Origin of the sequence: Polymorphospora sp. NPDC050346, assembly GCF_040655695.1 — a bacterium.
In the GTDB taxonomy this organism is placed as follows: domain Bacteria; phylum Actinomycetota; class Actinomycetes; order Mycobacteriales; family Micromonosporaceae; genus Polymorphospora; species Polymorphospora lycopeni.
Genome location: NZ_JBFAKM010000001.1, coordinates 475,237 through 501,441, shown reverse-complemented (window position 1 = coordinate 501,441; position 26,205 = coordinate 475,237). Strand labels below are relative to the sequence as shown.

The 26,205-nt window shown below is 71.6% G+C and carries 23 protein-coding genes and 2 tRNA genes; 16 read left to right on the top strand and 9 right to left on the bottom strand.

Going from position 1 to position 26,205, the window contains the following annotated elements; genetic code table 11:
- Positions 1-175: 175 nt before the first annotated feature.
- From AB0I42_RS02075 to AB0I42_RS02065, 3 genes are all read right to left on the bottom strand, one after another.
- Positions 176-1,504: an AarF/ABC1/UbiB kinase family protein gene (locus tag AB0I42_RS02075; RefSeq protein ID WP_357533271.1), complete on the bottom strand. Its 1,329-nt coding sequence runs from the start codon at positions 1,502-1,504 to the stop codon at positions 176-178.
- Positions 1,505-1,514: 10 nt separating this feature from the next.
- Entirely contained in the window at positions 1,515-2,636 is a 1,122-nt protein-coding gene (locus tag AB0I42_RS02070) for a hypothetical protein (protein ID WP_357533269.1), read from the bottom strand.
- A 214-nt stretch (positions 2,637-2,850) separates the two neighbouring features.
- Entirely contained in the window at positions 2,851-3,018 is a 168-nt protein-coding gene (locus AB0I42_RS02065; protein WP_212826663.1) for a DUF5679 domain-containing protein, read from the bottom strand.
- A gap of 503 nt (positions 3,019-3,521) precedes the next feature.
- Here AB0I42_RS02065 and AB0I42_RS02060 point away from each other — a divergent pair.
- Positions 3,522-4,052: a M48 family metallopeptidase gene (locus AB0I42_RS02060; protein WP_357533267.1), complete on the top strand. Its 531-nt coding sequence runs from the start codon at positions 3,522-3,524 to the stop codon at positions 4,050-4,052.
- A 95-nt stretch (positions 4,053-4,147) separates the two neighbouring features.
- Positions 4,148-4,744 carry a hypothetical protein gene (locus AB0I42_RS02055; RefSeq protein WP_357533265.1) on the top strand — a complete coding sequence of 199 codons (597 nt, stop codon included), beginning with the start codon at positions 4,148-4,150 and terminating at the stop codon, positions 4,742-4,744.
- Positions 4,745-4,753: 9 nt separating this feature from the next.
- On the opposite strand, the gene AB0I42_RS02050 is transcribed toward AB0I42_RS02055, so the two are convergent.
- Positions 4,754-6,010, bottom strand: a complete 1,257-nt coding sequence (locus tag AB0I42_RS02050) for a zinc-dependent metalloprotease (protein ID WP_357533263.1) — start codon at positions 6,008-6,010, stop codon at positions 4,754-4,756.
- A 103-nt stretch (positions 6,011-6,113) separates the two neighbouring features.
- On the opposite strand from AB0I42_RS02050, the gene AB0I42_RS02045 reads away from it, so the two are divergent.
- The 9 genes from AB0I42_RS02045 (at position 6,114) to AB0I42_RS02005 (ending at position 15,085) form a co-directional block, all read left to right on the top strand.
- Positions 6,114-7,130 (top strand): PDZ domain-containing protein, encoded by a 1,017-nt coding sequence (locus AB0I42_RS02045; RefSeq protein WP_357533261.1) that lies wholly within the window; start codon positions 6,114-6,116, stop codon positions 7,128-7,130.
- A 105-nt stretch (positions 7,131-7,235) separates the two neighbouring features.
- A complete protein-coding gene (locus AB0I42_RS02040; RefSeq protein ID WP_357533259.1) occupies positions 7,236-10,217 on the top strand; it encodes a UPF0182 family protein in 2,982 nt (993 codons plus the stop codon).
- A 253-nt stretch (positions 10,218-10,470) separates the two neighbouring features.
- A tRNA-Met gene (locus AB0I42_RS02035) sits at positions 10,471-10,547 on the top strand.
- 406 nt (positions 10,548-10,953) lie between these two features.
- Positions 10,954-11,027, top strand: a tRNA-Met gene (locus AB0I42_RS02030).
- A gap of 83 nt (positions 11,028-11,110) precedes the next feature.
- On the top strand, positions 11,111-11,746 hold the full coding sequence (locus AB0I42_RS02025; protein WP_357533257.1) for a class I SAM-dependent methyltransferase: 636 nt from the start codon (positions 11,111-11,113) through the stop codon (positions 11,744-11,746).
- A complete protein-coding gene (locus AB0I42_RS02020; RefSeq protein WP_357533255.1) occupies positions 11,743-12,330 on the top strand; it encodes a class I SAM-dependent methyltransferase in 588 nt (195 codons plus the stop codon). Before AB0I42_RS02025 ends, AB0I42_RS02020 begins: the two co-directional genes overlap by 4 nt.
- Positions 12,331-12,416: 86 nt before the next feature.
- Complete coding sequence (locus AB0I42_RS02015; RefSeq protein WP_357533253.1) at positions 12,417-13,604, top strand: acetyl-CoA C-acyltransferase; 1,188 nt, start codon at positions 12,417-12,419, stop codon at positions 13,602-13,604.
- A 160-nt stretch (positions 13,605-13,764) separates the two neighbouring features.
- Positions 13,765-14,787 carry a DUF695 domain-containing protein gene (locus AB0I42_RS02010; RefSeq protein ID WP_357533251.1) on the top strand — a complete coding sequence of 341 codons (1,023 nt, stop codon included), beginning with the start codon at positions 13,765-13,767 and terminating at the stop codon, positions 14,785-14,787.
- A gap of 49 nt (positions 14,788-14,836) precedes the next feature.
- Entirely contained in the window at positions 14,837-15,085 is a 249-nt protein-coding gene (locus AB0I42_RS02005) for a hypothetical protein (RefSeq protein WP_357533249.1), read from the top strand.
- Between the two features lie 55 nt (positions 15,086-15,140).
- Here AB0I42_RS02005 and AB0I42_RS02000 read toward each other — a convergent pair whose 3' ends face one another.
- Positions 15,141-16,400: an ABC transporter substrate-binding protein gene (locus AB0I42_RS02000; protein WP_357533247.1), complete on the bottom strand. Its 1,260-nt coding sequence runs from the start codon at positions 16,398-16,400 to the stop codon at positions 15,141-15,143.
- 481 nt (positions 16,401-16,881) lie between these two features.
- On the opposite strand from AB0I42_RS02000, the gene AB0I42_RS01995 reads away from it, so the two are divergent.
- The gene (locus AB0I42_RS01995; protein WP_357533245.1) at positions 16,882-17,712 is read left to right on the top strand and encodes a phosphoribosylaminoimidazolesuccinocarboxamide synthase; all 831 of its coding nucleotides are present in this window, start codon (positions 16,882-16,884) and stop codon (positions 17,710-17,712) included.
- Positions 17,713-17,798: 86 nt separating this feature from the next.
- Here the strand turns inward: AB0I42_RS01995 and glpK are convergent, their stop codons facing one another.
- A complete protein-coding gene (gene glpK / locus AB0I42_RS01990) occupies positions 17,799-19,283 on the bottom strand; it encodes a glycerol kinase GlpK (protein ID WP_357533243.1) in 1,485 nt (494 codons plus the stop codon).
- 55 nt (positions 19,284-19,338) lie between these two features.
- Here glpK and AB0I42_RS01985 point away from each other — a divergent pair, with 55 nt between their 5' ends.
- Positions 19,339-20,313 carry an acetylxylan esterase gene (locus AB0I42_RS01985; RefSeq protein ID WP_357533241.1) on the top strand — a complete coding sequence of 325 codons (975 nt, stop codon included), beginning with the start codon at positions 19,339-19,341 and terminating at the stop codon, positions 20,311-20,313.
- Positions 20,314-20,416: 103 nt separating this feature from the next.
- On the opposite strand, the gene AB0I42_RS01980 is transcribed toward AB0I42_RS01985, so the two are convergent.
- Positions 20,417-21,601, bottom strand: a complete 1,185-nt coding sequence (locus AB0I42_RS01980) for a family 16 glycosylhydrolase (protein WP_357533457.1) — start codon at positions 21,599-21,601, stop codon at positions 20,417-20,419.
- 418 nt (positions 21,602-22,019) lie between these two features.
- On the opposite strand from AB0I42_RS01980, the gene AB0I42_RS01975 reads away from it, so the two are divergent.
- Entirely contained in the window at positions 22,020-22,853 is an 834-nt protein-coding gene (locus AB0I42_RS01975; RefSeq protein WP_357533455.1) for a TrmH family RNA methyltransferase, read from the top strand.
- A gap of 62 nt (positions 22,854-22,915) precedes the next feature.
- Here AB0I42_RS01975 and AB0I42_RS01970 read toward each other — a convergent pair whose 3' ends face one another.
- Positions 22,916-23,380 (bottom strand): ATP-binding protein, encoded by a 465-nt coding sequence (locus tag AB0I42_RS01970; RefSeq protein WP_357533239.1) that lies wholly within the window; start codon positions 23,378-23,380, stop codon positions 22,916-22,918.
- 197 nt (positions 23,381-23,577) lie between these two features.
- On the opposite strand from AB0I42_RS01970, the gene AB0I42_RS01965 reads away from it, so the two are divergent.
- Both AB0I42_RS01965 and AB0I42_RS01960 read left to right on the top strand, forming a co-directional pair.
- The gene (locus tag AB0I42_RS01965) at positions 23,578-24,717 is read left to right on the top strand and encodes a DUF5931 domain-containing protein (protein WP_357533453.1); all 1,140 of its coding nucleotides are present in this window, start codon (positions 23,578-23,580) and stop codon (positions 24,715-24,717) included.
- A gap of 127 nt (positions 24,718-24,844) precedes the next feature.
- Positions 24,845-25,477: a response regulator transcription factor gene (locus tag AB0I42_RS01960; protein WP_357533452.1), complete on the top strand. Its 633-nt coding sequence runs from the start codon at positions 24,845-24,847 to the stop codon at positions 25,475-25,477.
- 28 nt (positions 25,478-25,505) lie between these two features.
- Here the strand turns inward: AB0I42_RS01960 and AB0I42_RS01955 are convergent, their stop codons facing one another.
- A complete protein-coding gene (locus AB0I42_RS01955; protein ID WP_357533237.1) occupies positions 25,506-26,075 on the bottom strand; it encodes a DUF5709 domain-containing protein in 570 nt (189 codons plus the stop codon).
- Positions 26,076-26,205 lie beyond the last annotated feature (130 nt).

The window sequence follows — 26,205 nt, the reverse complement described above, 5'->3', positions numbered from 1 at the left end:
GGCAACCCGATCCGCCCGTACCATCTCGATGCAGGCCCGCCGGCAGGCGGCCCGGGACATAGGCGGCTACTGATAGATGACCGGTCAGGGGCTCGGCGGGGTATCCCGTCGAGCCCCTGACCGTTTTCCGAACCGTCCTCGACCGGCCGGGGCGAGCGCCGCGCCGGCCGGCGAGTCAGGGGATCGGGGCGAAACCGGGCAGCCAGCGTTCCAGGATCGAGCGGTAGGGCGCCTTCGCCTCGAGTTGGGACAGCACCCCGATCGAGCCGAGCGTCACCCGGTGGATCAGCAGGTAGGACGGTGGCAGGTTGAGGTGTCGATTGAGCTGGTAGGCCGGTGACCTGGGGTTGCCCAGCCGGGTCGCCTCGGAGCGCAGCCAGGCGCGGGTGAACCGGAACTCGTCGAGGGCCACCGGTTCCAGCATCGGCAGGATGAAGTCGAGTAGCGCCTGCGCGTCGATGTCGTCGGTCTGCTTGACGAAGCCCTCCTCGCGCAGGCCGTCGATGACCGCCCGCGCGTCACCGGCCAGCGCGAGCCGGACCAGCCGGCCGATCGGCTCCGGGTGGCCGCCGGGCAGCCGGGCCACCGCCCCGAAGTCGATGACGCCCAGGCGCCCGTCCGGCAGTAGCCGGAAGTTGCCCGGGTGCGGGTCGGCGTGCAGGAGCCCGGCGCGGGCCGGTGCCGAGAAGTGCAGGACGGCCATCAGCCGGCCGGCCCGGTCACGCTGTTCCTCGGTGCCTTCGTTGATGATCTTCGACAGCGGGGTGCCCTCGACCCACTCGGTCACCAGCACGCGGGGGGCGGAGGCGACCACCTTCGGTACGAAGATCTCCTCGTCGCCGGCGTACGCCTTGTGGAACGCCCGTTGGGACGTCGCCTCCAACTCGTAGTCGAGTTCCTCGGTGATCCGTTCCCGCAGTTCGGCGAGCAGCGGCTTGATGTCCAGACCCGGCTGGATGGCGCGGAACATCCCGCCGAGGCGGGAGAGTTGCTTGAGGTCGGCCAGCAGGGCGTCGCCGGCACCCGGGTATTGGATTTTGACGGCGACGGGCAGTCCCGCCTTGGCCCGGGTCTTCCAGACCGCCCGGTGCACCTGGCCGATGCTCGCCGCCGCGGCGGGTGAATCGTCGAACTCGACGAACTTCGCCCGCCAGTCCTCGCCCAACTGCTCGGCGAGCACCTTGTGCACGGTGGCCGCCGGAAGCGGGGGCGCGGCCTCCTGCAACTTGGTCAGCGCCTGCCGGTAGGGGGCCGCGATCTCTTCCGGGAGTGCCGCCTCGAACACCGACAGCGCCTGCCCGAACTTCATCGCGCCACCCTTGAGCTGCCCGAGGACGCTGAAGAGCTGTTCGGCCGTACGCTGCTGGATCTCGGCCGACACGACGTCGGAGGCCAGCCCGGTGACCCTCTTGCCCAGGCCGAGAACGGTCCGCCCCGCGAAGCCGAGGGGCAGAGCGGCGAGCTTGGCGGTGCGGGCCACGGCCCGACGCGGGATATCGGTCACCAGATCATTGTTACCGACTCGGCCCGTCGTTGGCCGCCATGCGGCGGTCGCCGGGGCCATTGGTGCCCTCGCCGTACCGGCGCCGACCGCGCCGGATGCAGTCGCAGCGTGGGTGGGGTGGCCAGGCGCGGCGCCGAATCCGCCCGGGTGCGCAGATTTCCACGGCCGCCCCCACCGTCTCCGGGGTGGCGCCGTCGAGGTGGGCAAGGATCTCCGCGGTGGCGAATCCCACCGCGGCGATCAGGGTCGCGGTGCTGCACGGCTCCTCGAAACTGCTCGCCGCCAGTTGGGCGGCCAGTGCCGGCCAGGCCGGATCGCGGTCCAGCCGGTGCAGGTCGAGACAGTGCAGGCAGGGGGAGCCGTCGGCCGGGACGAGCGGCCCGACGACCGGTGTGCCGTCGCGTACGCCCAGCAGCAGGTGCGCCTGCCGGCGGGCGGCGAAGCCGGCGGCGAGCAGTTGCGCCGGCCGGTCCATGCCGACCTGCACGACGAGCCCGGCCCGGCCCCGGCGTACCGGACGGGTGTCGGTGCCCGGGGCGGCCCGGGTGATCGCGGCGGCGAGTGCCTCGGCCCGGGGCCGGCGTACGTCTCCCGGGCCGAAACCGCCACCGACCGTCTCGGTCGGGCCCACCTCGCCGTCGAGTTCCGGGCTGACGTGACCGACGCCGGACTGGGCCAGGGCCACCGCGACGGGGGCGGCGAGCCGGCCGCGTCCGGTGACCACCACCCGGGCGGCGGCCCGGCGTCGCAGGACCTGGGCCGGGCTGCCGGGGGCGTCGGCGCCGCGCAGGGCGATGGCGTTGGCCTCGGCCGCCAGCCGGCGCCGGGCGGGCTCCGGCAGGTTGCCGGGCAGCAGGGCGTGGGCGCCCAGGATCAGTCCGGCGGCCCGCAGCGCGTCGATCAGGGTGCGGACGTCGTCGCGCGGTACGCCGATGCGGGCCGCCCGGTCGAGTACGGCGCGTTCGCTGTGCGAGCCGTCGAGCAGGTCGAGCAGGCGTGCCGCTCCCGGGTGGGCGACCTCGACCACGACGGCGTGGGCGGGATCCAGCCCGAGCTGGAGGGTGTGCCGGTCACGCCAGAGCCGGACCAGACCGGGGAGCAGGGTCGGGCGGGGAAGCGACGTTCTCGTCATGAGATGACACCCTGTCACCGTTGCCGAGCGCTCTGTCGTTCGTTATCCACAGTCGGCCGCCGCCGTATCCGGCGTTATCCACAGCGAAACCGGGGTTATCCACAACCCGCGGGTAGCTAGTGTCGTGCCTCCGACACGCTGCGTCGGCACCTGTCGCGCGGGAGGGGGTGGCCACCGGCCACCCCCTCCCGCGATCGTTCCTCCGGATCCTCGGTCAGACCTTCGCCTTCCCCAGGATCCGGTTGACTGTTGTGCCGCAGACCGGGCACTTGCCCTTGGCCATGTTCATCCCGGTCTTCGACACGGTGACCGTGCCTTCGAAGTCGCGCTTCTCCTTGCATTTGACGCAGTAACCGTTGTAGGTCTGGGCCTGATCGGCCACGATGTCCTCCTCGTCCGTTTTGTCGGGCGTTTGGCTCCCGACATGCACCCCGCGGTGAGAGCCATCCGGGCTCCGGCGCTGGGGGAACCTGTGGGCCACCTGATGTGACCACCGGTCCGGCGGACCCTACCCAGGTGTGGTCGGGTTCATGTCAGCGACGCGTCGACCTGTGAGCAAGCCGACGACGAGAGTGTGCATGCCGGAATAGATCGCATAAGTCAGGTTCGCTGGGACACGCCGGGTGAAGGCCCTCAGAAGTCACCTCGGGGGGCGGTTGGACTCCCCCGTGGATGATCCCCTAACGTGGGATCGACCGCTCGAGAACGCGCCAGAAGGACCACGTCTCGCGGTCCACCGGCGCATGCCGTCAAGAATTTTTTCGGACGACTAGTCGCTAACCGTTACTTTCCTGGCGCAACTCGGCACGTTGACACTTGCGGTGACCAGGCCATCAGGCATTAGCGTGCCATCGTGAACCAAACCCGGGGCGACGCGGGCCGGTAATGGCTGGGGCGCGGAAGCCGGTCGTCGAGGTACGGCGCAGCCAGCGCCGGCGCCGGACGGTGTCCGCCTACCGGGAGGGCGAGCGGGTCGTCGTCCTGATCCCCGACCAGTTCTCCCGCGCCGAGGAGACCGAGTGGGTCGACCGGATGCTCGCCCGGCTCGCCGCCCGCGAGGAGCGCCTCTGCCGCTCCGACGCCGAGTTGCTGGTCCGCGCCCAGCGCTTGATCACCCGCTATCTCAGCGAACACGCCCGGATCGCCGTACCCGCCAGCGTGCGGTGGGTCACCAACCAGAACGGCCGGTGGGGCTCCTGCACCCCCGCCGACCGCACCATCCGCATCTCCCACCGGATCCAGGAGATGCCCGAGTGGGTCATCGACTACGTGCTCCTGCACGAGTTGGCCCACCTCGTCGTGCCCAGCCACAACGCCCGGTTCTGGGAGCTGGTGGGGCGCTACCCGAAGACCGAACGGGCCCGTGGCTACCTCGAAGGGGTGGCCGCCGCCGCCGGGGTCGTACTCGCCGACTGAGGGCCGGCCCGCCGCGCCGGCAGGGTCTGCCATCCCGCCGCGCCGGCCGAGGGCCTGCCACCCTGTCGCGCCGACGGCGGACTAGGGTCATGCGGGTGGCACGACGAGTGGTGGTGGCGCTGATCGGCCCGGTGCGCTGGGCTCCCCCCGGCATCGAACCGGCCGCCTGGCGGGCGGCGCTCGCCGAGGACGTGGTCGACCTGCTGGCCACCATGAACGAGGTCGAACCGGCCATCGCCGCGGTCGCCGCCGACCGGCCGCTCGCCGACGCGGTCGCCTGGCCCGGGATGCCGATCTACGACCTGCCGGCGCGTGACGTCAACGCCGCCCTCGCCGCCGCCGCCCGGGACGGCTTCGAGCAGGCCGCCGTGATCACCACCGACGCACCGGACGTGCCGGGGCTGATCCTCGGCAAGCTGCTCCGCCCACTGACCACCCGGCCACTGGCCGTCGCCCCGGCCGAGGGCGGCGGGGGCCTGCTCGGCGTGGCGAGCCGGCTGCCGGTGCCGGACTGGCTGCCGCCGGTCGACCTCGACACCGCCGACCCGGCCGCGGTGCGGGCGGCGGCGCCCCGCCCCGCCGACGTCGTGGTGACGCCGGCGTGGCGGCGGCTGCGTGGTCCGGCCGACCTGGCCACCCTGGACCCGGCGGTCGAGGGCTGGGACAGCACTCGTCTCCTGCTCAGTCCCTGACCCGCGGCGTCAGCGCTGGTCCGGCTTGTCGCCCCCGAGGTCGGTGTCCGGGCCGAAGTCGAAATCGTCGAGATCGCCGAGATCGAGTTGGGTGCGGGCGTACGCGTCCGGGTCGGCGAAGTCGTCGCCGGACGGCAGCAGGTCGGGGTGCCCCCACAACGCGTCCCGGCCGGAGATGCCCCGGTGCTCGGTCAGCGCCGCCCACACCGCCGCCGCCTCGCGCAGCCGGCGCGGGCGCAACTCCAGCCCGACCAGGGCCACGAAGGTCTGCTCGGCGGGTCCGCCCGCCGCCCGGCGCCGCCGGAACGCCTCACCGAGGCGTACGACGTTCGGCAGCCGCTCGCCGGCCGCGCTGTCGACGACGTGGCACACCCAACCCTCGACCAGGGCCAACGCGGTCTCCAGGCGGGCCAGGGCGGCCTTCTGGGCGGGCGTGTCCTCGGGCGTGAAGATGCCTTCGAGCGCGATCGCCTGCATCGACTCCGGGTTCATCGGGTCGACCCGGGTCATCGCCTCCTCGATCGCCTCGCGGTCGACGGTGATGCCGGACGCGTACGCCTCGACCGCCGTCAGCACGTGCCCGCGCAGCCACGGCACGTGGCCGAAGAGCCGCTGGTGCGCCGCCTCGCGCAGCGCCACGTAGAGCCGTACCTCGTCCTCGGGCAGTTCCAGGCCCTCGCCGTACGCCTTGATGTTGGCCGGGATCAGCGCGGCGGTGCCGGCCGGGCCGAGCGGCAGCCCGATGTCGCCGGCCGACAGCACCTCCGCGGCCAGCGAGCCGAGCGCCTGACCGAGCTGGCCGCCGAAGAGCGCGCCACCGAGCGCGGCCACCATCGACTGCATCGGTCCGAGCTGGGCGCGGGCCTCCGGCGGCACCAGGTCGCCCATCGCGCCGACCATGCGTCCGGCGACCGGGTCGCAGAGCTTCTGCCACACGTCGAGCGTTTTGAAGATCCACTCGTTGCGGTTCCACGCCACCGACTTCTTGATCCCTGACGGCAGGGAACTGGCCGGTTCGAGCCACAGGTCGGCGAGGCGCAGCGCCTCCTCGACGGTGTGGCGCTCATAGACGTTCACCGCCGGATCGCCGGCCGCGGCCAGTTGACCGGCCGCTACCTGGCGCGCCAGGTCCCAGTTGACGGGCCCGTTGCCGGGCGCCGCGAGCAACTGCTGCAACTGGGCCATGAACTGCTGCATCTGCTGCGGGTCGTTGGGGTCGGGCGGCTGGCCACCCGGGAGCGCGAAGCCGAACGGAATATCAGGCACCCGTCAACCGTACGCGGGTCGACGGCCGTGATGCCCGTCCCCGGCTTCTGCTCAGGGAGAACTCCGGGCGGCACCGTCAGGGACGATAGGTACTCTTCCGCGCATGAGACGTCGCGGGGTCACGGTTCTGATCGGTGCGCTCTTCACCGCGTTGCTCAGCATCGGCGTGCTCGCCGCGCCGATCCCGTACGTCGTTCTCGGCCCCGGTCCGACGGTCGACACGTTGGGCACCGAGGACGACAAGGAGGTCATCCAGATCTCCGGCACGCCGACATCGACGTCGCAGGGCCAGCTACGGCTGACCACGGTCGGTGTGCAGCCCGACGTGAAGCTGCTCGCGGCGATCATCGGCTGGTTCTCCGACGACGAGGCGGTCGTACCCCGTGAGCTGATCTACCCGCCGAACGAGACCAGGGAACAGGTCGACCAGCGCAACGCCGAGGACTTCGCCGCCTCGCAGACCAGCGCGGAGACGGCGGCGCTGCGCAAGCTGGGGTATCCGGTGCAGGTGGTGGTCAAGGTGGTGAGCCCGGGTGGGCCGGCCGATGGCCAACTCCAGGTCGGTGACGTGATCACCTCGATCGACGGGCAGCCGGTGACGACCGCGACTGGGCTGACCGGGGTGATCCGCGGCAAACCCGCCGGCAGCACGGTGACCGTCGGCTACACGCGGAACGGGGCCGCGGCGACCGTGCCGCTGACCACCCGGGCGGAGAACGGCCAGCCGCCCCGCGTCGGCGTGGAGATCAGCCAGGAGCAGCCGCACCCGTTCGAACTCAAGATCGACCTGGACGAGATCGGCGGTCCGAGCGCCGGCCTGATGTTCGCCCTCGGCATCATCGACAAGATCGATCCGGAGGACCTGACCGGCGGGCACGTCATCGCCGGCACCGGGACCATCGACGACGTGGGCAACGTCGGTGCCATCGGCGGCATCCCGCAGAAGCTCGTCGGCGCCAAGACGGCCGGCGCCAAGGTCTTCCTCGTACCGGCCGACAACTGCGAGGAAGCCGTCCGCAACGCCCAGCCCGACCTGCCGCTGTTGAAGGTCGGAAACCTCGACGAGGCCCTTTCCGCGCTGGAGGCGGTACGGGCCGGACGGGAGGCTCCCAGGTGCTGAGACCGGCGGCGACCCGAGGCTTGACAAATCACAGATGGAAACACCCCGTAGTCTTGGTCACTGGTCGGAGCGGGTCGAACTCGAAGTGCGGAGCCAAACGTGGTCATGCGTAGCAGTCCCATGCCGAGAATGAGCCGACGCGGGCGGGTGACCGTCAGCGTGCTGATCGGCGTATTCCTGCTCTTCACCCTGCTCGGGTGGGGCGTGCAGGCGTGGACCGATTGGCTCTGGTTCGACGAGGTCGACTACACGCAGGTCTTCACCGGGGTGCTTACCACCCGCATCCTGCTCTTCCTGGCGATCGGCCTGGCGATGGCGGTGCTCATCGGCGGCAACCTGTGGCTGGCCTACCGGCTCCGGCCGCTGCTGCGCCCGCACTCGCCGGAGCAGGCCACGCTGGACCGCTACCGGATGTTGCTGAGCCCCCGGATCGGCACCTGGATCGCGGTCATCTCGATCGTCGTCGGCCTCTTCGCCGGCCTGTCGGCGCAGAGCCGGTGGAGCGAGTGGCTGCTCTTCCGCAACTCGCAGGAGTTCGGCGTCACCGACCCCGAGTTCAACGCCGACATCGGCTTCTACATCTTCGAGTTCCCGTTCTGGCGCTATCTGATCGGTGTCGGCTTCACCGCCGTGGTCCTGTCGGTGATCGGCGCGCTCGCCGTGCACTACATCTTCGGCGGGGTTCGGCTGCAGGGTGTGGGCGACCGGATGACCAACGGCGCGCGGGCCCACCTGACCAGCCTGGTCGCCGTCTTCGTGCTGCTCAAGGCCGTGGCGTACGTGCTCGACCGGCGTGCCCTGCTGCTGGAGTACAACGAGGAGGCGAAGATCTACGGCGCCGGCTACGCCGACATCAACGCGTTGCTGCCGGCCAAGGAGATCCTGGCCTACATCTCGATCGTGGTCGCCATCGCGATCATCGTCTTCTCCAACGCGGTGATGCGCAACCTCGTCTGGCCCGGTGTCTCGCTCGCCCTGCTGGGCATCTCGGCGGTGGCGATCGGCGGCATCTACCCGTGGGCGGTGCAGACCTTCGAGGTCAACCCGAGCCTGCGGGACAAGGAGTCGGAATACATCGGCCGCAGCATCGAGGCCACCCGTAAGGCGTTCGGGCTGGCCGACAGCACGACCACACCGTACGGGGCCAACAACCTGACCCCGCCCGAGTCGCTGGCCACCGACACCAACGTCGTGCCGAACATCCGGCTGCTCGACCCGCAACTGGTCTCCGAGACCTACACGCAGTTGCAGCAGGTCCGTGGCTTCTACGACTTCGGTCCGAAGCTCGACATCGACCGCTACAACGTGAACGGCAGGACCCAGGACTACGTCGTCGGCGTTCGCGAGATCAACTACCGTGGCCTGAGCGAGCAGCAGAGCAACTGGATCAACCGCCACACCGTCTTCACCCACGGCTACGGCCTGGTGGGCGCGCCGGCCAACCAGGTGGTCTGCGGCGGGCAGCCGTTCTTCGTCTCCGGCTTCCTCGGCGACCAGGCCCAGGAACAGTGCTCCTCGTCGACCGAGCAGATCCCGGCGCAGCAGCCGCGGATCTACTACGGCGAGCAGATGGACGCCACCGACTACGCGATCGTCGGCCAGGTCGACGAGGGCCGCAACGTCGAGTTCGACCGGCCGACCAGCGGCGGCGGCGAGGACTACTACACCTACACCGGCGAGGGCGGCGTCGCGATCGGCTCGTTCGCCCGCAAGCTGCTCTACTCGATCAAGGAGCAGGAGACGAACTTCCTGCTTTCCGACGCGGTCAACGAGAACTCCAAGCTGCTCTACGTCCGCAACCCGCGCGACCGGGTGGAGAAGGTGGCGCCGTTCCTGACCGTGGACGGCGACCCCTACCCGGCCCTGATCGACGGCCGGGTCCAGTGGATCGTCGACGGCTACACCACCGCCGCGACCTACCCGTACGCGGAGCGGATCAACCTGCAGACCGAGACCGCGGACGAGCTGACCGGGCTGGGCACCTTCGCGCTCGCCCGGGAGAACGTCAACTACATCCGCAACTCGGTCAAGGCCACCGTCGACGCCTACGACGGCACGGTCCGGCTCTACGAGTTCGACGAGGCCGACCCGGTGCTGAAGGCGTGGAACAAGGCGTTCGGCGGTGACCTCATCACCCCGAAGGCGGAGATCCCGGCCGAACTGAACCAGCACTTCCGCTACCCCGCCGACCTGTTCAAGGTGCAGCGCAACCTGCTGGCGAAGTTCCACGTCACCGACCCGTCGGAGTTCTTCTCCGGGCAGGACTTCTGGGAGGTGCCGAACGTCCCGGACGCGCCGGACAGCAACAAGAAGCAGCCGCCGTACTACCTCTACACCCAGTTCCCGGGGCAGGAGGGGCCGCGCTTCCAGCTCACGTCGGCGGTGACCCCGGCCGGCCGGCAGAACCTCGCCGCGCTGATCTCGGGCTCCTACGTGGACGGTAAGCCGCAGTTGGCGATGTGGGAGCTGCCCGACCAGACGGCGGTCTCCGGCCCGGTCCAGGTGCACCAGCGGATGACCAACAACGCCACGATCCGGCAGCAGCTCAACCTGCTCTCGTCCAACCAGGCCCAGGTGCAGTACGGCAACCTGCTGTCGCTGCCGTACGGCAACGGCATGCTCTACGTCGAGCCGGTCTACGTGAAGAGCAACCAGCAGAACGCCTATCCGCTGCTGCAGCGGGTGCTGCTCTCGTACGGCGACGGCGGCTCGTACGTCGTACTGGCCAACAACATCAAGGAAGGCATCGAGCAGCTCATCGAGCAGGGTCGCCAGGCGGGTACCGGACAGCCGCCACCGACCGGTAACGAGCCACCGCCGACCGGCAACGAGCCACCGCCGATGACCGGCCCGCTCGCCGAGGCCGCGGCCCAGGTGCAGACCGCCATCGCCGAGGTCAAGGCGGCGCAGACGTCGGGCGACTTCGAGCGGTACGGCCGCGCCCTGGCCGCGCTCGACCAGGCGATGACGGCGTTCCAGCAGGCCCAGCAGGCGGCCGGCGGTGGCGCCCCGGCCAACCCGCCACCGGCGTCTCCGTCGCCGGGCGCGTCGGAACCGCCACCACCGTCACCGACGCCGTCGGGGTAACCGGCAGCATGCAAGAGGGGCCCGCCATGGCGGGCCCCTCTTGTTGTGCCCGGCCGTCGCCGCGATGTGTCGACGGACGGCGGGACTTCTCCTGGTCGGCGGCATTGCCCGGGGCTCGGCTGCGGGAGTGGACGCCGGTGCGCTAGTGTTATCCCGGCACGAACGAGCGAGACCACGGCCAAACCCCGAAACGGGTGCGGCGCGAGTCAGCGGCGTGAGGCGACGCGGTGCAAGTCAGCGCGGCGTCAGGCAGCGCGGGGTGGAGCAGCTCGGTAGCTCGCTGGGCTCATAACCCAGAGGTCGCAGGTTCAAATCCTGTCCCCGCTACCACGGAAACGGCCCCGAAGAGAGATCTTCGGGGCCGTTTCGCTGCGCCCGATGCGATCTGTCCGCCCGACCCGATTCTCAGGCACTGACCTGGCCCAGGTGCGCGGCGCGACGGTCGCGCCGGCGGCGTGGTGACCGCCCGGGCACCGGATCCGGCAAGTCAGCGGATCCCGGATCGCGACGGTGGTCAGACGCGTGCGCTGAGCTCGGAAAACCGTCTGATCCACCGGCGGAGCCCCGGCCCGTGGGTGCGCCAGCCGCGCCCGGGGCCGGGGCTGTTTTGCGGGTGTGACGATGGGTGCGCTAGTGTTGTCCAGGCACGAACGAGCACGGCAAGTGCAAGGCTGGACAGCAGGAAACTGGGCAACACGAAAGCTGGACAGCCACACACGAGCCATCGCTCAGGCTACGCGGGGTGGAGCAGCTCGGTAGCTCGCTGGGCTCATAACCCAGAGGTCGCAGGTTCAAATCCTGTCCCCGCTACGAGATGAACGGCCCCGGAGAGAAATCTCCGGGGCCGTTTCGTTTCAGCCGTGTCCGGGCAGCACCCGCCTCAAGGGGGCGAAATGAGTGAGCCGGTAGCCGACGTGGTGGCCAGGGGCTACGACCGGGTGGCGCAGGCGTACGCCGGGCTCGAGGACGGTGTCGAGTGGCCCCGGCTGCGCCGGCTGCGGGAACTGCTGGCCCGGCTTCCGGACGGGTCCCGGGTGCTCGACCTCGGTTGCGGCAACGGGGTTCCGGCCACCGCCGAGATCGCTAAGCGGCACGTCGCGGTCGGTGTCGACGTGTCGCCCCGCCAGATCGAACTCGCCCGGCAGAACGTCCCGGACGCGACGCTGTCCGTCGGCGACGTCCTGGAGCTGCGCTACGAGCCCGGATCGTTCGACGCGATCGTCGCCTTCTACACCTTCGACCACATCCCGCGTGAGCGCCTGCCGGAGATGCTCGGCCTGATGCGTGGCTGGCTCGCCGACGGCGGCTGGGCGCTGTTCACGGTCGAGGCCGAGGAGCAGGTCGACATGGTCGCGAAGTGGTTGGGTGAGCCGATGTTCTTCAGCTCGTACGACGCGGAGACCAGCCGGCGACTGGTCGCCGAGGCCGGCTTCGAGATCGTCGACGCCGAGGTCGAGGAGCAGTTGGAGGGCGGCCACCCGGTCAGCTACCTCTGGATCACGGCCCGTCGGCGCGAGGAGGAACGGTGAAGAACCCCGACGAGTGGGACCGGGCATACGCGGCCGCCGGCCTGGCGTTCGATGTGGAGCCACATCCCGAGTTGGCGCGGGCGGTCGGTGACCTGCAGCCCGGGCGGGCCGTGGAGTTCGGCTGCGGGGAGGGACGTCCGGCGATCTGGTTGGCCACCCGGGGCTGGCGGGTCACCGCCGTCGACTTCTCGCAGGTGGCCGTCGACCGGGGGCGGCAGGTGGCGGACCGGCACGGGGTCGAGGTCGACTGGCAGGTCGCCGACGCGCGGGCGTACGAGCCGGTTGGGTCGATCGACCTTGCCGTGGTGCTCTACCTGCACATCGGCAGCGCGGAGATCGCGACGGTACTGCGCCGGGCCGCGGCCGCGCTGGCGCCGGGCGGCACCTTGTTCGTGCTCGGCTGGGACCGGAGCAACGCCGTCGCGGGGACCGGGGGCCCGCGCCCGGCCGACCTGCTCTACGACGCCGCGGAACTGACCCGGGCGGTCGCCGGGCTGCGGGTGCGGCGGGCCGAGGCGGTGCCGCAGCTCGGCTCGGCCGACGCGGCCGACCTGGTGCTGACGGCGTACCGGCCGCCGGCCTGACCGGACCGCCACACTCCGGCTACCCTCCCAAACGATCGTTTGGCTATCGTTCGGGGAAAGTCGCCGCTCCAGAGGTTGGTGGTCCGATGTCAGAGGCTTTCCTCGTCGGCGGGGTCCGCACCCCGATCGGCCGGTACGGCGGCGTGCTCGCCGGCGTACGGCCGGACGACCTCGCCGCCCTGGTGGTCGGTGCCGCCGTGGAGCGCGCCGGCGTCGAGCCGGCGGCGGTGGACGAGGTGATCCTCGGCGCGGCCAACCAGGCGGGCGAGGACAACCGGAACGTGGCCCGGATGGCGGTGCTGCTCGCCGGCCTGCCGGACGAGGTGCCCGCGTATACGGTGAACCGGCTGTGCGCGAGCGGCCTGACCGCGGTCGCGAACGCCGCGCAGGCGGTCCGGGCCGGCGACGCGGACATCGTCGTCGCCGGCGGCGTCGAGTCGATGACCAGGGCGCCGTGGGTGACCGAGAAGCCGGCGACCGCCTGGGCGAAGCCGGGCGCGACCTTCGACACCGCGCTCGGCTGGCGCCTGGTCAACCAGCGGATGACCGGGCTCGACGGGGGCAAGGCCACGCTTTCGATGGGCGAGACCGCCGAGGAGGTCGCGAAGCTCGACGGAATCAGCCGGTCGGCCAGCGACGCGTACGCCCTGCGCAGCCAGGAGCGGGCGGCGGCGGCGATCGCGGCCGGCCGGTTCGCCGCCGAGATCGTGCCGGTGCCGACCCGGACCGGCCCCGTCGACACCGACGAGTGCCCGCGACAGACCTCGCTCGACCGGCTGGCCGGCCTCAAGCCGGTGTTCCGGGCGGACGGCATCGTCACCGCCGGCTCGTCCAGCCCGCTGTCCGACGGCGCCGCGGCCATCGTGGTCGCCAGCGCCGAGGCCGTACGCCGGTACGGCCTCACCCCCCGCGCCCGGATCCTGGCCGGTACGTCCGCCGGGGTGCCGCCGCACCTGATGGGCCTCGGGCCGGTGCCCGCGACCGAGAAGGCGCTCGCCCGGGCCGGACTGTCCATCGGTGACCTCGACGCGGTCGAACTCAACGAGGCGTTCGCCGCCCAGGTGCTGGCCTGTGCCGGCCGGCTCGGCGTCGACGGGGAGCGGCTCAACGCCGACGGCGGGGCGATCGCCCTCGGCCACCCGCTGGGCGGCTCCGGCACCCGGCTGGTGGTCACCCTTCTCGGCCGGCTGGAACGCGACGGTGGCCGGCGCGGCCTGGCGACGATGTGTGTCGGTGTCGGCCAGGGCGCGGCGCTGCTGGTCGAGCGGTTGTAGATCCGGCCCGGTGCCGGCGCGGTGGCGGGTCCGGCCACTGTGTAGTGTCGGCCCGGCCCCGAGTCTCGACCCGCGCGTGGGGTGACGGCTACGGGTTGGTAAATGTGTTGGCTGATCGGCTGAAGCCGTCAGCCCGGGACTCGACCTAGGCTCCGATGCCATGTTGTTATCCCATCGCCGGAAAGACACCGGCCCGGCCATCGCCGAGTTCTGGCGGTGGTGGCCACAGGGCCGCCCGAGCGTGGAAGCCGCCATCGCCGACGGCGACTGGTCGCCGGCGCTCGTCGCCGAGATCGCCGGCCGGGTCAAGGCCATCCACAAAGGTCTGGAGTGGGAGTTCTCGCGGGGCAACCGGTCGAGTCATCTGCTCGTCGTCTCCGCGGCCGGTGACGCCCGGTTGCGGTCGATCGCCGAACGGTGGCGGCGGGCCGCCCCACCTCCGGACCGGCACTGGGAGTTCCAGTCCACCCGCCAGCCCGACCCCGACGCGCTGAGCGCTGCCCTCACGGTCGCCGGCTTCGAGGTCAAACTGCCCGACCTGGCGTACGGGTTCGCCGTCGACAGCGGTCGCCACGAGGTCGACATCGTGGTCTACCACCCGATGTTCGGGCAGATGCCGGTCCTGGAACGACTCCGGGTGGTGTTCCTGGCCCTGGACTGGCTGCTCGGCGAGGTCGCCGCCGAACTGTGGATCGGCACGGTCGAGACCGCCGTCGAGCCGACCCCCGACATGCGCGGCGGCGAGGCGCTGGTGGCTGCGGTGGCGCACGTGGCCGCCCAGGTCGACGACCAGACCTGGGAGCTGCGGGAGTTGCGGGACGGCCGGCGGACCTACATCGCCTCGCTCCGGCATCCGCTCAAACCGGTCCGGTGGCCGCATCTCGACACCCACCTGCGGGTCGAGGTCGGCTTCCCGGGCGTCGGTGACAGCGGGATGCCCGACGACACCACCCTGGCCGACCTGCGGGCGCTGGAGGCCCGGCTGATGGCGGCGCTCGGCGCCGACGCCGTACTCGTCGCGCACGAGACGCGCGCCGGGCGGCGGATCTTCCACTGCTACGCCGAGGCCGACCGGCCGGTCGAGGCGACCGCGGCGGCGGTGATCGGCGGCTGGGCACGGGGCCGGACCAGGGTCCGCTGCCGGCCCGATCCCGGCTGGGAGGGTATCCGTCACCTGGGCTGATCCCGGCTGTTGGGGTACGCGACTTGCTCCCGGCCGTCAGGATGGACCCATGTCTTCACTCGGAAAGTGGTGGGTGCGGCTCGGCGCGCTGGTCAGCACCCTGACTCTGGCGGTGTTCGTGCCGGCGGCGGCCTGGGCCGCCCAGACCGGCGTCGACGGGGTGGCCGGTGAACTCGCCCGTGGTCGCGGGCGTGGCTTCGGCGGCTTCCTCATCGGGCTGTGCTGCCTGTTCGTGGTCGGGATCATCGTGGTCGCGCTCGTGCTGGTGATGCGCAGGAGGGGCGGCGGCCGGCGCTGACCAGCCCCGGCCCGCGCGGTGCCGGCGTACGGCGTACGACGTCGGGCCGCGCGTTCTAGGTGGCCAGGGCGGCGCGGGCCTCGGCGACGAACTCGTAGGCGGCCGTGCGCGGGGTGGCCCGGCCGAACTGCACGTCCTCGGCGTGGGCGACCAGCAGGGCCCGGATCCGGGCGTGGCCCTTCGGTGGCGGTGCCGGCGCGGGGCCGAAGTGCTCCGCCATCCGGGCCTCGAACGTCACCGTGCGCTTCATCTTCTCGTCGGTCAGGTTCGCGTTCACCGCGTCCCGGACCCGGGCGTTCGGGCTCAGCCCACGCTCGGTGCCGAGGATGGCGCCAGCCTCCGGATCGTTCACCAGAAAGTTGATCACGTCGACCACGGTGTCGGCGTGCCGGGTGCCCCGGAAGGCCGCCCAGTACATCGACGCCTGCGTCCACTGTCCCTTCGGCGAACCCGGGTAGGAGACGACCCGGAGATCATCCTTTGTGTACCGCTGCAACTCGGTGAGCTCGTTCGACCACGCGAACGACGTGGCGGCCCGGCGGTTGACGACGAGTTGCCGGGCAGCCTCACCGCCGTTGGCCTGCTGGGTCACCGCCGCCGACGGGGTGGCCCGGGAGGCCCGCGCACGCTGCCACAGCTCGAACCAGCGGGTCACGTCCGCCTCGCTGAAGCCGATCTCGCGGCCCTGGTAGAACTCCTTGCCCTGGGTCCGCAGCCACAGCCACAGCGCCCGGTGGTCGGCGGAGGCGTCCATCGCGCCGGCCGTCTGCCCGCCGCTTGCGCGGGTCACCTCCGACGCCCACCGGAAGAACTCGTCGTACGTCATGCCGATCCGCGGCTCGTCCAGTCCGAGCCGGTCGAGCAGCGACCTGTTGTAGACCATCGCGGGCGTGTTCGCGGCGGCGGCGACCGCGACGGTACGTCCGCCGACCTGCCCGTACTGAGCGAGGCCACGGGGGAACTGGCTGAGGTCGAGCGCGCCGGAGGCGACGTGACCGCTCAGGTCCAGCACGATGCGGCTGTCGACGTACTCGGTCAGGTAGTCGTCGTCGATCTGGAACAGGTCGGCGACGTTGCCGGCCCCGGCCTGGGTGGCCAGGCGCTCGTAGTAGCCGGTCTCGCCCTGCCAGGTGACCCGGAACGTGACCTCGGGGTGTCGGGACGAGTAGAGCTGCAGCGCCCGCTCGGTCAGTTCGGCCCGGCGTTCGCCGCCCCACCAGAAGACGGACAACTCGACGCGGTCCCCGCTGTCGACCGTACGGTCGTCGGTGCACGCGGTGAGGCCGATGGTGGCGAACAGGACGAGCGCCAGCATCGGGGAGAGTCGGCGTAGCCGGCCTGGAGTGGGGGTGTGGCGGCGTAGCCGGCCTGGAGTGGGGGAGAGTCGGCGTAGCCGGCCTGGGATGGCGGCGAGCCGGCTCAGCCGGCCTGGGGCGGGGGTGAGGCGGCTCGGCCGGCCTGGGGCGGGGGCGTGGCGGCTCGGCCGGCCTGAGGCGGGGGCGTGACGGCGTAGCCGGCCTGGAGCGGGGGAGAGCCGGCGGCGCGGCTGCCCCGGGGGCGGGGGCGGGGCGGGTACGGCAGGGGGCACGGCATCTCCAGATGGGCGCCGCCGGTGCACGGCGATCCGGATCATTTACACAGGTGGGCCGGCGGGGTGTCAACGGACTGCCGGTCAGGCTGGCCGGACAGGACGGTTGAAAGCGCCGGGTGGCGGCCGGATCAGGTGGCGTGTCCGGGGTGGCGGGCCGGCCCGGTGCCGGGGCGGGGCGAGCGGGGCCGCGTGATGTACTGACCGGGTGAAACTGCTGCACTCGGGCAAGGTCCGCGACGTATACGCCGACGGCGACGATCTCATCCTGGTCGCCTCCGACCGGGTTTCGGTCTACGACGTCGTGCTGCCGACCCCGATCCCGGACAAGGGCAGACTGCTCACCCAGCTTTCGCTGTGGTGGTTCGAGCAGCTCGCCGACCTGGTGCCCAACCACGTCGTCTCCGCCACCGACGTACCGGCGGAGTTCGCCGGCCGGGCGATCCGCTGCCGCCGGCTGGAGATGGTCCCGGTCGAGTGCATCGCCCGGGGCTACCTGACCGGTCTCGGCCTGAAGGAGTACGAGCGGAGCGGGTCGGTCTCCGGCCTCCAGCTCAACCCCGGCCTGGTCGAGGCGTCGAAGCTGCCCGAGCCGATCTTCACCCCGACCACCAAGGCGCCGGTCGGCGAGCACGACGAGTTCATGACGTACGCCGAGGTCGTCGACAAGGTCGGCGCGGAGACGGCGGAGCAGTTGCGGGACGTCACCGTACGGGTCTACCGGCGGGGCGCCGAACTGGCGGCCGAGCGGGGGATCATCGTCGCCGACACGAAGATCGAACTGGGCTGGGCGCCGGACGGCACCCTGGTGCTCGGCGACGAGGTGCTCACCTCGGATTCGTCGCGGTTCTGGCCGGCGGACTCCTACGAGCCGGGCCGGACCCAGTTCTCGTTCGACAAGCAGTACCTGCGGAACTGGGCAGCCGGCACCGGATGGGACAAGCAGGCGCCCGCGCCGGAGGTGCCGGCCGAGGTGGTCGAGATGACCCGGGCCCGCTACGTCGAGGTCTACGAGCGCCTGACCGGCCGCACCTGGTGACCCTGTACCCGCGATCTTGCACTTGTCGCCGCCCGATCCGGGCGAATGGGGGAGACAACCGCAAGATCGCGGGAAGGCGGGGGCGGTCAGTCGACCCAGTCGAGGGTGCGGGCGACCGCCTTTCGCCACTGGGCGAGTTCACGGTCGCGGTGCGCTGGATCCATCGCCGGCCGCCACCGGGCGTCCTCGCGCCACTGGGCCCGTAGCGTGTCCAGGTCCGGCCAGTAGCCGACGGCCAGCCCGGCGGCGTACGCGGCGCCGAGGCAGGTCGTCTCGGCGACCGTCGGCCGCACCACCGGCACGTCCAGCACGTCGGCGAGGAACTGCATCAGCAACTCGTTGGCGGTCATGCCGCCGTCGACCCGCAGCCGGCGCAGTGCCACGTCGGAGTCGGCGTTCATCGCGTCGACCACCTCGCGGGTCTGCCACGCGGACGCCTCCAGCACCGCCCGGGCCAGGTGCCCCTTGGTGATGTAGCCGGTCAGTCCGGCGATGACGCCCCGGGCGTCGGTGCGCCAGTGCGGGGCGAACAGCCCGGCGAACGCCGGCACGATGTAGCAGCCGCCGTTGTCGTCGACGGTGCGGGCCAGCGTCTCGACCTCGGCGGCGGTGGAGATCAGGCCCAGGTTGTCACGCAGCCACTGCACCAGCGACCCGGTCACCGCGATCGCGCCCTCCAGGGCGTACGTCGCCGGCCGGTCACCGATCCGGTAGGCGACCGTGGTCAGCAGCCCGTGGCTGGACACGACAGGGGTGGCACCGGTGTTCAGCAGCAGGAAGCTGCCGGTGCCGTACGTGCACTTGGCCTCGCCGGGCTGGAAGCAGGTCTGGCCGAACAGGGCGGCCTGCTGGTCGCCGAGGGCGCTGGCCACCGGCACCCCGGCCAGCGTGCCGCGCGCCTCGCCGTACACCTCGGCCGACGACCGGATCTGCGGCAGCATCGCGGCCGGGATGCCGGCGGCGGCGAGGATCTCCTCGTCCCAGTCGAGCGTGTGCAGGTCCATGAGCAGGGTCCGGCTGGCGTTGGTGACGTCGGTGACGTGCCGCCCGGTGAGCTTCCAGATCAGCCAACTGTCCATGGTGCCGAAGAGCACCTCGCCGCGCTCGGCCCGGTCCCGTAGCCCGTCGACGTGCTCCAGCAGCCACATCAGCTTCGGCCCCGCGAAGTAGGTGGCCAGCGGCAGCCCGGTCCGGGCCCGGAACCGCTGTTCGCCGTACGTCTCGTCGAGCCGCCGCAGCTGCCCGCCGGTGCGGGTGTCCTGCCAGACGATCGCGTTGTGCACCGGCCGGCCGGTGTCGCGGTCCCAGACCACCGTCGTCTCGCGCTGGTTGGTGATGCCGATGGCGGCGAGGCGCTCCGGGCCGATCGACGCGGAGGCGAGTGCCTCGCGTACGACGGTCTCGACGTTGGCCCAGATCTCCTCGGCGTCGTGCTCGACCCAGCCGGGCCGGGGGAAGATCTGCCGGTGTTCGCGCTGGGCCACGGTGACAATGGCACCGGTGGAGTCGAAGACGATGCACCGCGAAGACGTGGTGCCCTGGTCGATGGCGGCGACGTACGAGTCGGTCACCCGAGCACCGTAACGCCGGGGCCGGACCTTCGCGAGCCGCTGGTAGCGTGCCGGGATGGCGTTGTTCGATCTTCCGCTGGACCGGCTGTGGACCTACCGGCCGGAGGTGGCCGCACCGGCCGATCTGGACGGATTCTGGGCCACGACACTCGCCGAGGCGCGGGCCGCGGCCGCACCCGTCGAGGTGCGTCGGTTCGAGACCGCGCTGCGCGGCGTGACGACGTACGACGTGACGTTCACCGGCTTCGCCGGCCAGCCGGTGCGGGCCTGGCTCAACCTGCCGGCGGCCGCGTCCGGGCCGCTGCCGCTCGTCGTCGAGTTCATCGGGTACGGCGGCGGCCGGGGCCGCCCGCACGAGTGGCTCCTGTGGTCGGCGGCCGGCTACGCCCACCTGGTGATGGACACCCGTGGCCAGGGCGGGATGTGGCGGGGCGGGGACACCCCCGACCCGGGGCCGGACGGCGCCGGCCCGTCGGTGCCGGGGTTCCTGACCCGGGGCGTGCTCGACCCGGCCGGCTACTACTACCGGCGGTTGCTGACCGACGCGGTGCGGGCCGTCGACATCGCCCCGGAACTGCCCGGCGTCGACGCGTCCCGGCTGGCCGTGGTGGGCGGCAGCCAGGGCGGCGGGCTGGCGCTGGCGGCGGCGTCGCTGTCGGGCGGCCCGGTGCGGGCGGTCGTGTCGCAGGTTCCGTTCCTGTGCCACGTACGGCGGGCGGTGACGATCACCGACGCCGACCCGTACGCCGAGCTTGTGCGTTTCTGCCGGGTTCACCCGGAGCGGGCGGCCGCCGCACTGTCCACGGTGGATCACGTGGACCTGCTGCACCTGGTGCCCCGGGCGACCGCGCCGGCGCTGTTCAGCGCGGCGCTGATGGACCAGACGTGTCCACCGTCGACGGTGTTCGCGGCCTACCACGCGTACGCGGGGCCGAAGGAGATCGAGGTCTACGAGTGGGACGGGCACGAGGGCGGCCGGGCGCACTTCGCCGCCCGCAGCCTGGACTTCGTCGCGGCACATCTGCCCTGACCGCCCTCTCCCTTCCCACGCCTTTCCCCGCGATCTTGCGGTTGTCTCCCCCCTTTGTCGGGTTTGCCGGGCGACAACTGCAAGATCGCGGGGAGTGGGAAGGTCAGGCGCGGCGCCACTTCTGGTTGGCGCCGCCGTTGCACTCCCAGAGCTGGAGCGGGGTGCCGTCGGCGGAGTTATAGGCGGACACGTCCACACACTTGTTGGCCTGTGGATTGACCAGGTCACCGGCCGCGCTCAGCACGAACTGCTGGGCCGGATTGCCGCTGCAGTTGGCGAGCTGGATCGCCGCGCCGTTGGCGGACGAGCCCCACGCCACGTCCATGCACTTGCCCAGCGCGCGCAGCGTGCCGTCGCCCGGAGCGGTCCAGCGCTGCGCGGCGGTGCCGTTGCAGGTCCAGAGCTGGAGCCGGGCGCCGTCGACGGAGTTGCCGCCGGGTACGTCGATGCACTTGTTGGCGTAGCCGACGATGGCGTTGCCGCCGCCCCCGCCGTTGTTCTGGTGGGCGTAGACACGTACGTAGTCGATCGTCATCTGCTGCGGGAACTGGGTGGTGCCGTCGGGGTAGCCGGGCCAGTGGCCGCCCACCGCCACGTTGAGGATCATGAAGAACGGGTGGTCGAAGACCCAGCGGTTGCCCCGGAGATCGGCAGGGGTCTTGCGGCCGTACTGGATGCCGTCGATGTACCAGGTGATCGAGTCCGGTGCCCAGTCCACGGTGTAGACGTGGAAGTCGTCGGCGAGCCGCCGGCCGCCGGGCAGGGTGTAGCTGCTGGTGATGCTGGCGCCGCCGGAGTAGCCGGGGCCGTGCAGCGTGCCGTGTACGGTGCTCGGCTCGCGGCCGATGTTCTCCATGATGTCGATCTCGCCCGAGTTGGGCCACCCGACGCTGCCGAGGTCGTTGCCGAGCATCCAGAACGCCGGCCAGATGCCCTGGCCGCGCGGCACCTTGATCCGGGCCTCGAAGCGCCCGTACGCCTGGGTGAACTTGCCGTTGGTCAGCAGTCGGGCCGAGGTGTACTGGCAGCGGCCGTAGTGGCAGTTGTAGTTGGCGGGGTTCTCCCGGCGGGCGGTGATCACCATGTTGCCGTTGCCGTCGAGCGCGGAGTTGCTGCGGCTGTTCGTGTAGTACTGCTGCTCGTTGTTGCCCCAGCCGCCGCCGCCGATGTCGTAGGACCACTTGCTCGGGTCCGGTGCGCCGCCGGCCGGCCCGTTGAACTCGTCGGACCAGGTCAGCGGGCCGGGTGCGGCCAACGCGGTGCCGGACGTCTGTGGTGCCACCAGCATGGCGGCCAGGCTGGCGCCGGCGACGGCCAGCGCGAGCAGGGTGCGGGGTCTGGTTCTGGACACGATGCACACTCCCTGTGGCTGATGTCCATCAATCAGTAAGCAAACTTTATAGATTGATGTAAATCAGAATTTATGTGCGGTTGACCACAGTGTCAAGAGAGCGCTCTCGCGTTGCTGTGGGTCCGGTCGTGGGAGGGCTGCGCGGCTGCGGTTGGCCTGGTCACGTCGCGCTGGGCCGGCGGGTCCGTGGTCCCGTGGTCCCGTGGAGCCCGCGCTGATCAAGGAGCAATCGTGGCCTGTGCGGGGCGAATTGCCGGAGACATCCCCTTGATCGGCGCGGCCCCTCGGCGCATGGGTGGGCGGCGGGGTCAGGCGGGGGTGTACGGGGCTGGCCTAGCATGGCGGCGTGCGTGACATGGCGACCGAGCTGCGGGTCACCACCCGCAATGCCCGCTTCCAGCAGTGGTACGCCCTGTTGGAGAACCGGAACCGCCGGCACCGCGCCGGCGAGTTCCTGGTGCAGGGCGTACGGCCGATCACCATGGCCGTCCGCCACGGCTGGGAGATCCGGGCCCTGCTCCACGACCGCAGTGGCCCGCTGTCCCGCTGGGCCCGGGAGATCCTCGACGCGACGCCGGCCACCCGGGTCGCGATGGCCCCCGAACTGCTCGCCGAACTGGGGGAGAAGGCCGAGGAGTCGCCGGAACTCGTTGCCGTCGTCGGGCTGCCCGCCGACGACCTGGAGCGCATCCCGACCGGCCCGGATCTCCTCGCGGTGGTCTTCGACCGCCCCACCAACCCGGGCAACATCGGCACCCTGTTGCGCTCGGCGGACGCGTTCGGCGCCTCCGGTGTCATCGTCACGGGCCACGCCGCCGACGTCTACGACCCCCGTGCGGTACGGGCCAGCACCGGTTCGCTGTTCGCCGTACCGGCGGTCCGGTTGTCCTCGGCCGAGCCCGTGCTGGACTGGTTGGACGCCCTGTGGGCCGCCGGGATCGAGGTCGACGTGGTCGCCACCGACGAGCGGGCCGAGGTCGACCTGCCGGATGCCGACCTGACCGGCCCGACGTTGCTGCTCGTCGGCAACGAGACCACCGGCCTCAGCGCCGCGTGGCGGGAGCGTGCCGACCGGGCGGTCCGGATTCCGATGGGTGGTTCGGCCAGCTCGCTCAATGCCGCCACCGCCGCGTCGATCGTGCTGTACGAGGCGGCCCGGCAGCGGTCGGCGGGTCACCCGGCCGGTTGATCGGTGTTACCCCCGGGCCGCCACTTCGGCGGTCGCGGCACGAACCGGACCGCCGGCGCGGGTCAGTCGCCGGGGTCGGCGGCGACCGGGTCGGGGCCGAGTGCCGCGCTGATGCGTACGGTGGTGCCGGTCGGGCTGCTCCGCACCACCATCTCGTCGCTGAGCTGGTCGGCGAGCCAAAGCCCCCAGCCGCCGGCGGTGTGCGGGGCGGGCCGGTCCCGGTTGCCGAGCCGCTCGGCGCCGATTCCGCCACCGGCGTCGGAGACCTCGCACAGGACGGTGTCCTCCCGGCTCCACAACCGCAGCCGGCCCCGGCCGCCGCCGTGCCGTACGGCGTTCGTGATCAGCTCGTTGACGGCGAGCACGAAGTCGTCGAGCCGTTGGCCGGTGAGCCCGGCGGCCGTCGCGCACGACGCGACGACGTGACGCAGGTTGGTCACCTGGTCACGGTCGAAGGTCTCGGTGAGCAGCGGCGGAGGTTCGATGGGCATAACCGTACGCGGTGGATGCTGCTCTGCGTCGGTCATGTGTTGTCCAGCCACCGATAGTCGGGTCCCCGGCCACACCACGCTACGTCGGACGACGGCGCGACGCATCCCTGACCTGCGCGGAGAAGCCTCACGATCGTTTATCAGTCAGGCATATGACATCGTCGGGACGTGATGGATTGCGGGGGTGGGCGGTGGTCCGCCGGTTCGGTCCGGCGGGCGGGCCGGTGACGACGATGGGGCCGGGCAGCCTCCAGCAGCCGATGTGGCGGGCCATCGCGGTGTTCCGGTTCGCCGCGCTGGCGTACGTGCTGGTCATCGTCGCCCGGGACGTGCGCGACTACACCCGGCCGCTGGCCGCGCTGCCGGTGCTCGTCGTGCTGCTCGGTTGGACGGTCGCGACCGCGTACGCGTACGCCCGGCCGGTCTGGCGCCGGTGGCCGCTGCTCGGTGCCGATCTGCTGATGTCCGTCGCGGTCCTGGTGGTCACGCCGTGGGTGGTCGGCCGTACGGCGTTGAACGCGGGCGCGCCCACGCTCGGGGTGGCCTGGCAGGCCGGGCCGGTGCTGACCTGGGCGGTGTCCGGTGGCCGGCGACGTGGCGTGGTCGCCGCACTGGTGGTCGGTGGTGCCGACCTGGCAGTCCGGGAACGGCTGACCCGGTCGTCGCTGACCGGCACCGCGTTGATGCTGCTCGCCGCGCTCGCGGTCGGTCACGTGGTGCGGTTGACCAGCGCCGCCGAGGAGCGGTGGCAGCGGGCGGTGGCGCTGGAGGCGGCGACCCGGGAGCGGGAAGCCGCCACCCGGGAGCGGGAACGGCTGGCCCGGGGCATCCACGACTCGGTGCTGCAGGTGCTCGCGCTCGTGCAGCGGCGGGGCGCGCATCTCGACGGCGAGGCCGGTGAACTGGCCCGGCTGGCCGGTGAGCAGGAGGAGGCGCTCCGCGCGTTGATCGCGCGGGAGCCGACTGATGACGACGGTCAGCTGCTGGACCTGCGTACGTTGATCGGCCGTTACACCTCCCCGCTGGTGTCGGTCGCCACGCCGGCCACTCCCGTACGCCTGCCGGCCGGGACGGCCCGGGAGATCGGCGCGGCGGTCGGCGCGGCACTCGACAACGTCGAACGGCACTGCGGTCCACAGGCCCGGGCCTGGGTGCTGGTCGAGGACGAGGGCGGCGCGGTGATCGTCTCGGTCCGCGACGAGGGGCCCGGCCTGCCGCCCGGCCGGCTGGACGAGGCGGCCGGCCAGGGGCGTCTCGGCGTCGCCCAGTCGATCCGGGGCCGCGTCAGCGACCTCGGCGGCACGGTCACCATCACCTCGGTGGCCGGTGAGGGCACCGAGGTCGAACTCACCGTCCCTAGGCTGGACCCATGAGCGAGGGGACACCAGAGCGAGGGGACGCCATGAGCGAGCGGAGCGAGCGAGTCGATTGGCTCAGGTTGACTCACGGCGGCCGTGAGCGGAGCGAGGGGAAGCCGTGAGCGGGCAGCCGATCCGGGTGATGGTGGTCGACGACCATCCGATGTGGCGTCAGGGCGTCGCGCGCGATCTCGACGAGGCCGGCTGCGAGGTGGTCGCGACCACCGGTGAGGGGCGCCAGGCGGTCCGGATCGCCGGGGCCACCCGTCCCGACGTCGTGGTGCTGGACCTCCAACTGCCGGACATCTCCGGCGTCGAGGTCATCCACGGCCTGGTCGCGGCCGTACCCGGCGTACGGGTGCTGATGCTGTCGGCCAGCGGTGAGCAGCAGAGTGTGCTCGACGCGGTGAAGGCCGGCGCGACCGGCTATCTGGTGAAGTCGGCGGCGCCGCACGAGTTCATCGAGGCGGTACGGCGTACGGCCGCCGGGGACGCCGTCTTCACCCCGGGGCTCGCCGGGCTGGTGCTGGGGGAGTACCGGCGGCTGGCCACCGAGCCGGAGACGACCGACGACGCCGGTACGCCCCGGCTCACCGACCGGGAGACCGAGGTGCTGCGGTTGGTGGCGAAGGGGATGTCGTACAAGCAGATCGCGCAGCGGCTCGGCCTGTCGCATCGCACCGTGCAGAACCACGTGCAGAACACGCTGGGCAAGCTCCAGTTGCACAACCGGGTGGAACTGACCCGGTATGCCATCGAGCGCGGCCTGGACTGAACCCCGGACCCCGGCCACCCGGTCCGGTTCAGTGCAGCGGCGGTGGCTCGGTCTCGTGGATCGCCAGTTCCTCCGCGGTCGCGCCGCCACCGGCCGCGCCCGCGTCGTGGGCGATCGAGTCGGTTTCGCGGTCGGTCTCCAGGCCCTCGTCGGATTCGACCAGCCGGCCGACCGTCCCGCCGATGGAACTGTCCAGGCTCCCGTTGTCGTAGATCGACACCTGGGACGACGGGTCGGACGTCGGACCGGGGTTGAGCACGTCGGAGTCGAACTGCGCCTGCGCGGCGGCCTCCTCGCTGGTCGCCTCGTCGGCCAGCCTGGGATCGGCCGGGGTACCGAGGGGTTCCTCGACCGGGGGGTCGAGCCGCTCGCGGGCGATCTTGGCGTCCAGCGACTCGCCGTGCAGCTGCTCCTCGGCCGTGGTGCCGAAGCTGTCGACCGCCATCGGCTCGTCGGCCGGCAGGGTGGCCGGGTCGGGACCGTCGGCTTCCCGGCCGGTGTCGACGCCGTCCTTGGCGGCGGAGTCGTCGTCGGCGACCCGGGGTATGCCTTCGGCCTCCGGGTCGGAGACCGGCTTCGGATACTCGTCAGCACGCATGCCATCCGGACTACCCAGCGGGCCACAGCGGTAACCGGATCTTCGCTGCGTCCGGCTTCCTGGAAGTCTGCTGAAAATGATCCGTCGATCATTGCCCCGTGCGATCAACGGCCAGTAGGGTCGCCGGCAA

What these genes read in the sequence shown, in the direction of transcription:
- AB0I42_RS02015 (WP_357533253.1), top strand. Translation starts at nt 12,417, where the DNA reads ATGTCAGAGGCTTTCCTCGTCGGCGGGGTCCGCACCCCGATCGGCCGG.
- AB0I42_RS01970 (WP_357533239.1), bottom strand. Translation starts at nt 23,380, where the DNA reads ATGACCGACGCAGAGCAGCATCCACCGCGTACGGTTATGCCCATCGAA.
- AB0I42_RS02005 (WP_357533249.1), top strand. Translation starts at nt 14,837, where the DNA reads ATGTCTTCACTCGGAAAGTGGTGGGTGCGGCTCGGCGCGCTGGTCAGC.
- AB0I42_RS01965 (WP_357533453.1), top strand. Translation starts at nt 23,578, where the DNA reads ATGGGGCCGGGCAGCCTCCAGCAGCCGATGTGGCGGGCCATCGCGGTG.
- AB0I42_RS02000 (WP_357533247.1), bottom strand. Translation starts at nt 16,400, where the DNA reads ATGCTGGCGCTCGTCCTGTTCGCCACCATCGGCCTCACCGCGTGCACC.
- AB0I42_RS01975 (WP_357533455.1), top strand. Translation starts at nt 22,020, where the DNA reads ATGGCGACCGAGCTGCGGGTCACCACCCGCAATGCCCGCTTCCAGCAG.
- AB0I42_RS02010 (WP_357533251.1), top strand. Translation starts at nt 13,765, where the DNA reads ATGTTGTTATCCCATCGCCGGAAAGACACCGGCCCGGCCATCGCCGAG.
- AB0I42_RS02070 (WP_357533269.1), bottom strand. Translation starts at nt 2,636, where the DNA reads ATGACGAGAACGTCGCTTCCCCGCCCGACCCTGCTCCCCGGTCTGGTC.
- AB0I42_RS02040 (WP_357533259.1), top strand. Translation starts at nt 7,236, where the DNA reads ATGCGTAGCAGTCCCATGCCGAGAATGAGCCGACGCGGGCGGGTGACC.
- AB0I42_RS02025 (WP_357533257.1), top strand. Translation starts at nt 11,111, where the DNA reads ATGAGTGAGCCGGTAGCCGACGTGGTGGCCAGGGGCTACGACCGGGTG.
- AB0I42_RS01980 (WP_357533457.1), bottom strand. Translation starts at nt 21,601, where the DNA reads ATGCTGGTGGCACCACAGACGTCCGGCACCGCGTTGGCCGCACCCGGC.
- AB0I42_RS01985 (WP_357533241.1), top strand. Translation starts at nt 19,339, where the DNA reads ATGGCGTTGTTCGATCTTCCGCTGGACCGGCTGTGGACCTACCGGCCG.
- AB0I42_RS02060 (WP_357533267.1), top strand. Translation starts at nt 3,522, where the DNA reads ATGGCTGGGGCGCGGAAGCCGGTCGTCGAGGTACGGCGCAGCCAGCGC.
- AB0I42_RS01955 (WP_357533237.1), bottom strand. Translation starts at nt 26,075, where the DNA reads ATGCGTGCTGACGAGTATCCGAAGCCGGTCTCCGACCCGGAGGCCGAA.
- AB0I42_RS02045 (WP_357533261.1), top strand. Translation starts at nt 6,114, where the DNA reads ATGAGACGTCGCGGGGTCACGGTTCTGATCGGTGCGCTCTTCACCGCG.
- AB0I42_RS01960 (WP_357533452.1), top strand. Translation starts at nt 24,845, where the DNA reads ATGGTGGTCGACGACCATCCGATGTGGCGTCAGGGCGTCGCGCGCGAT.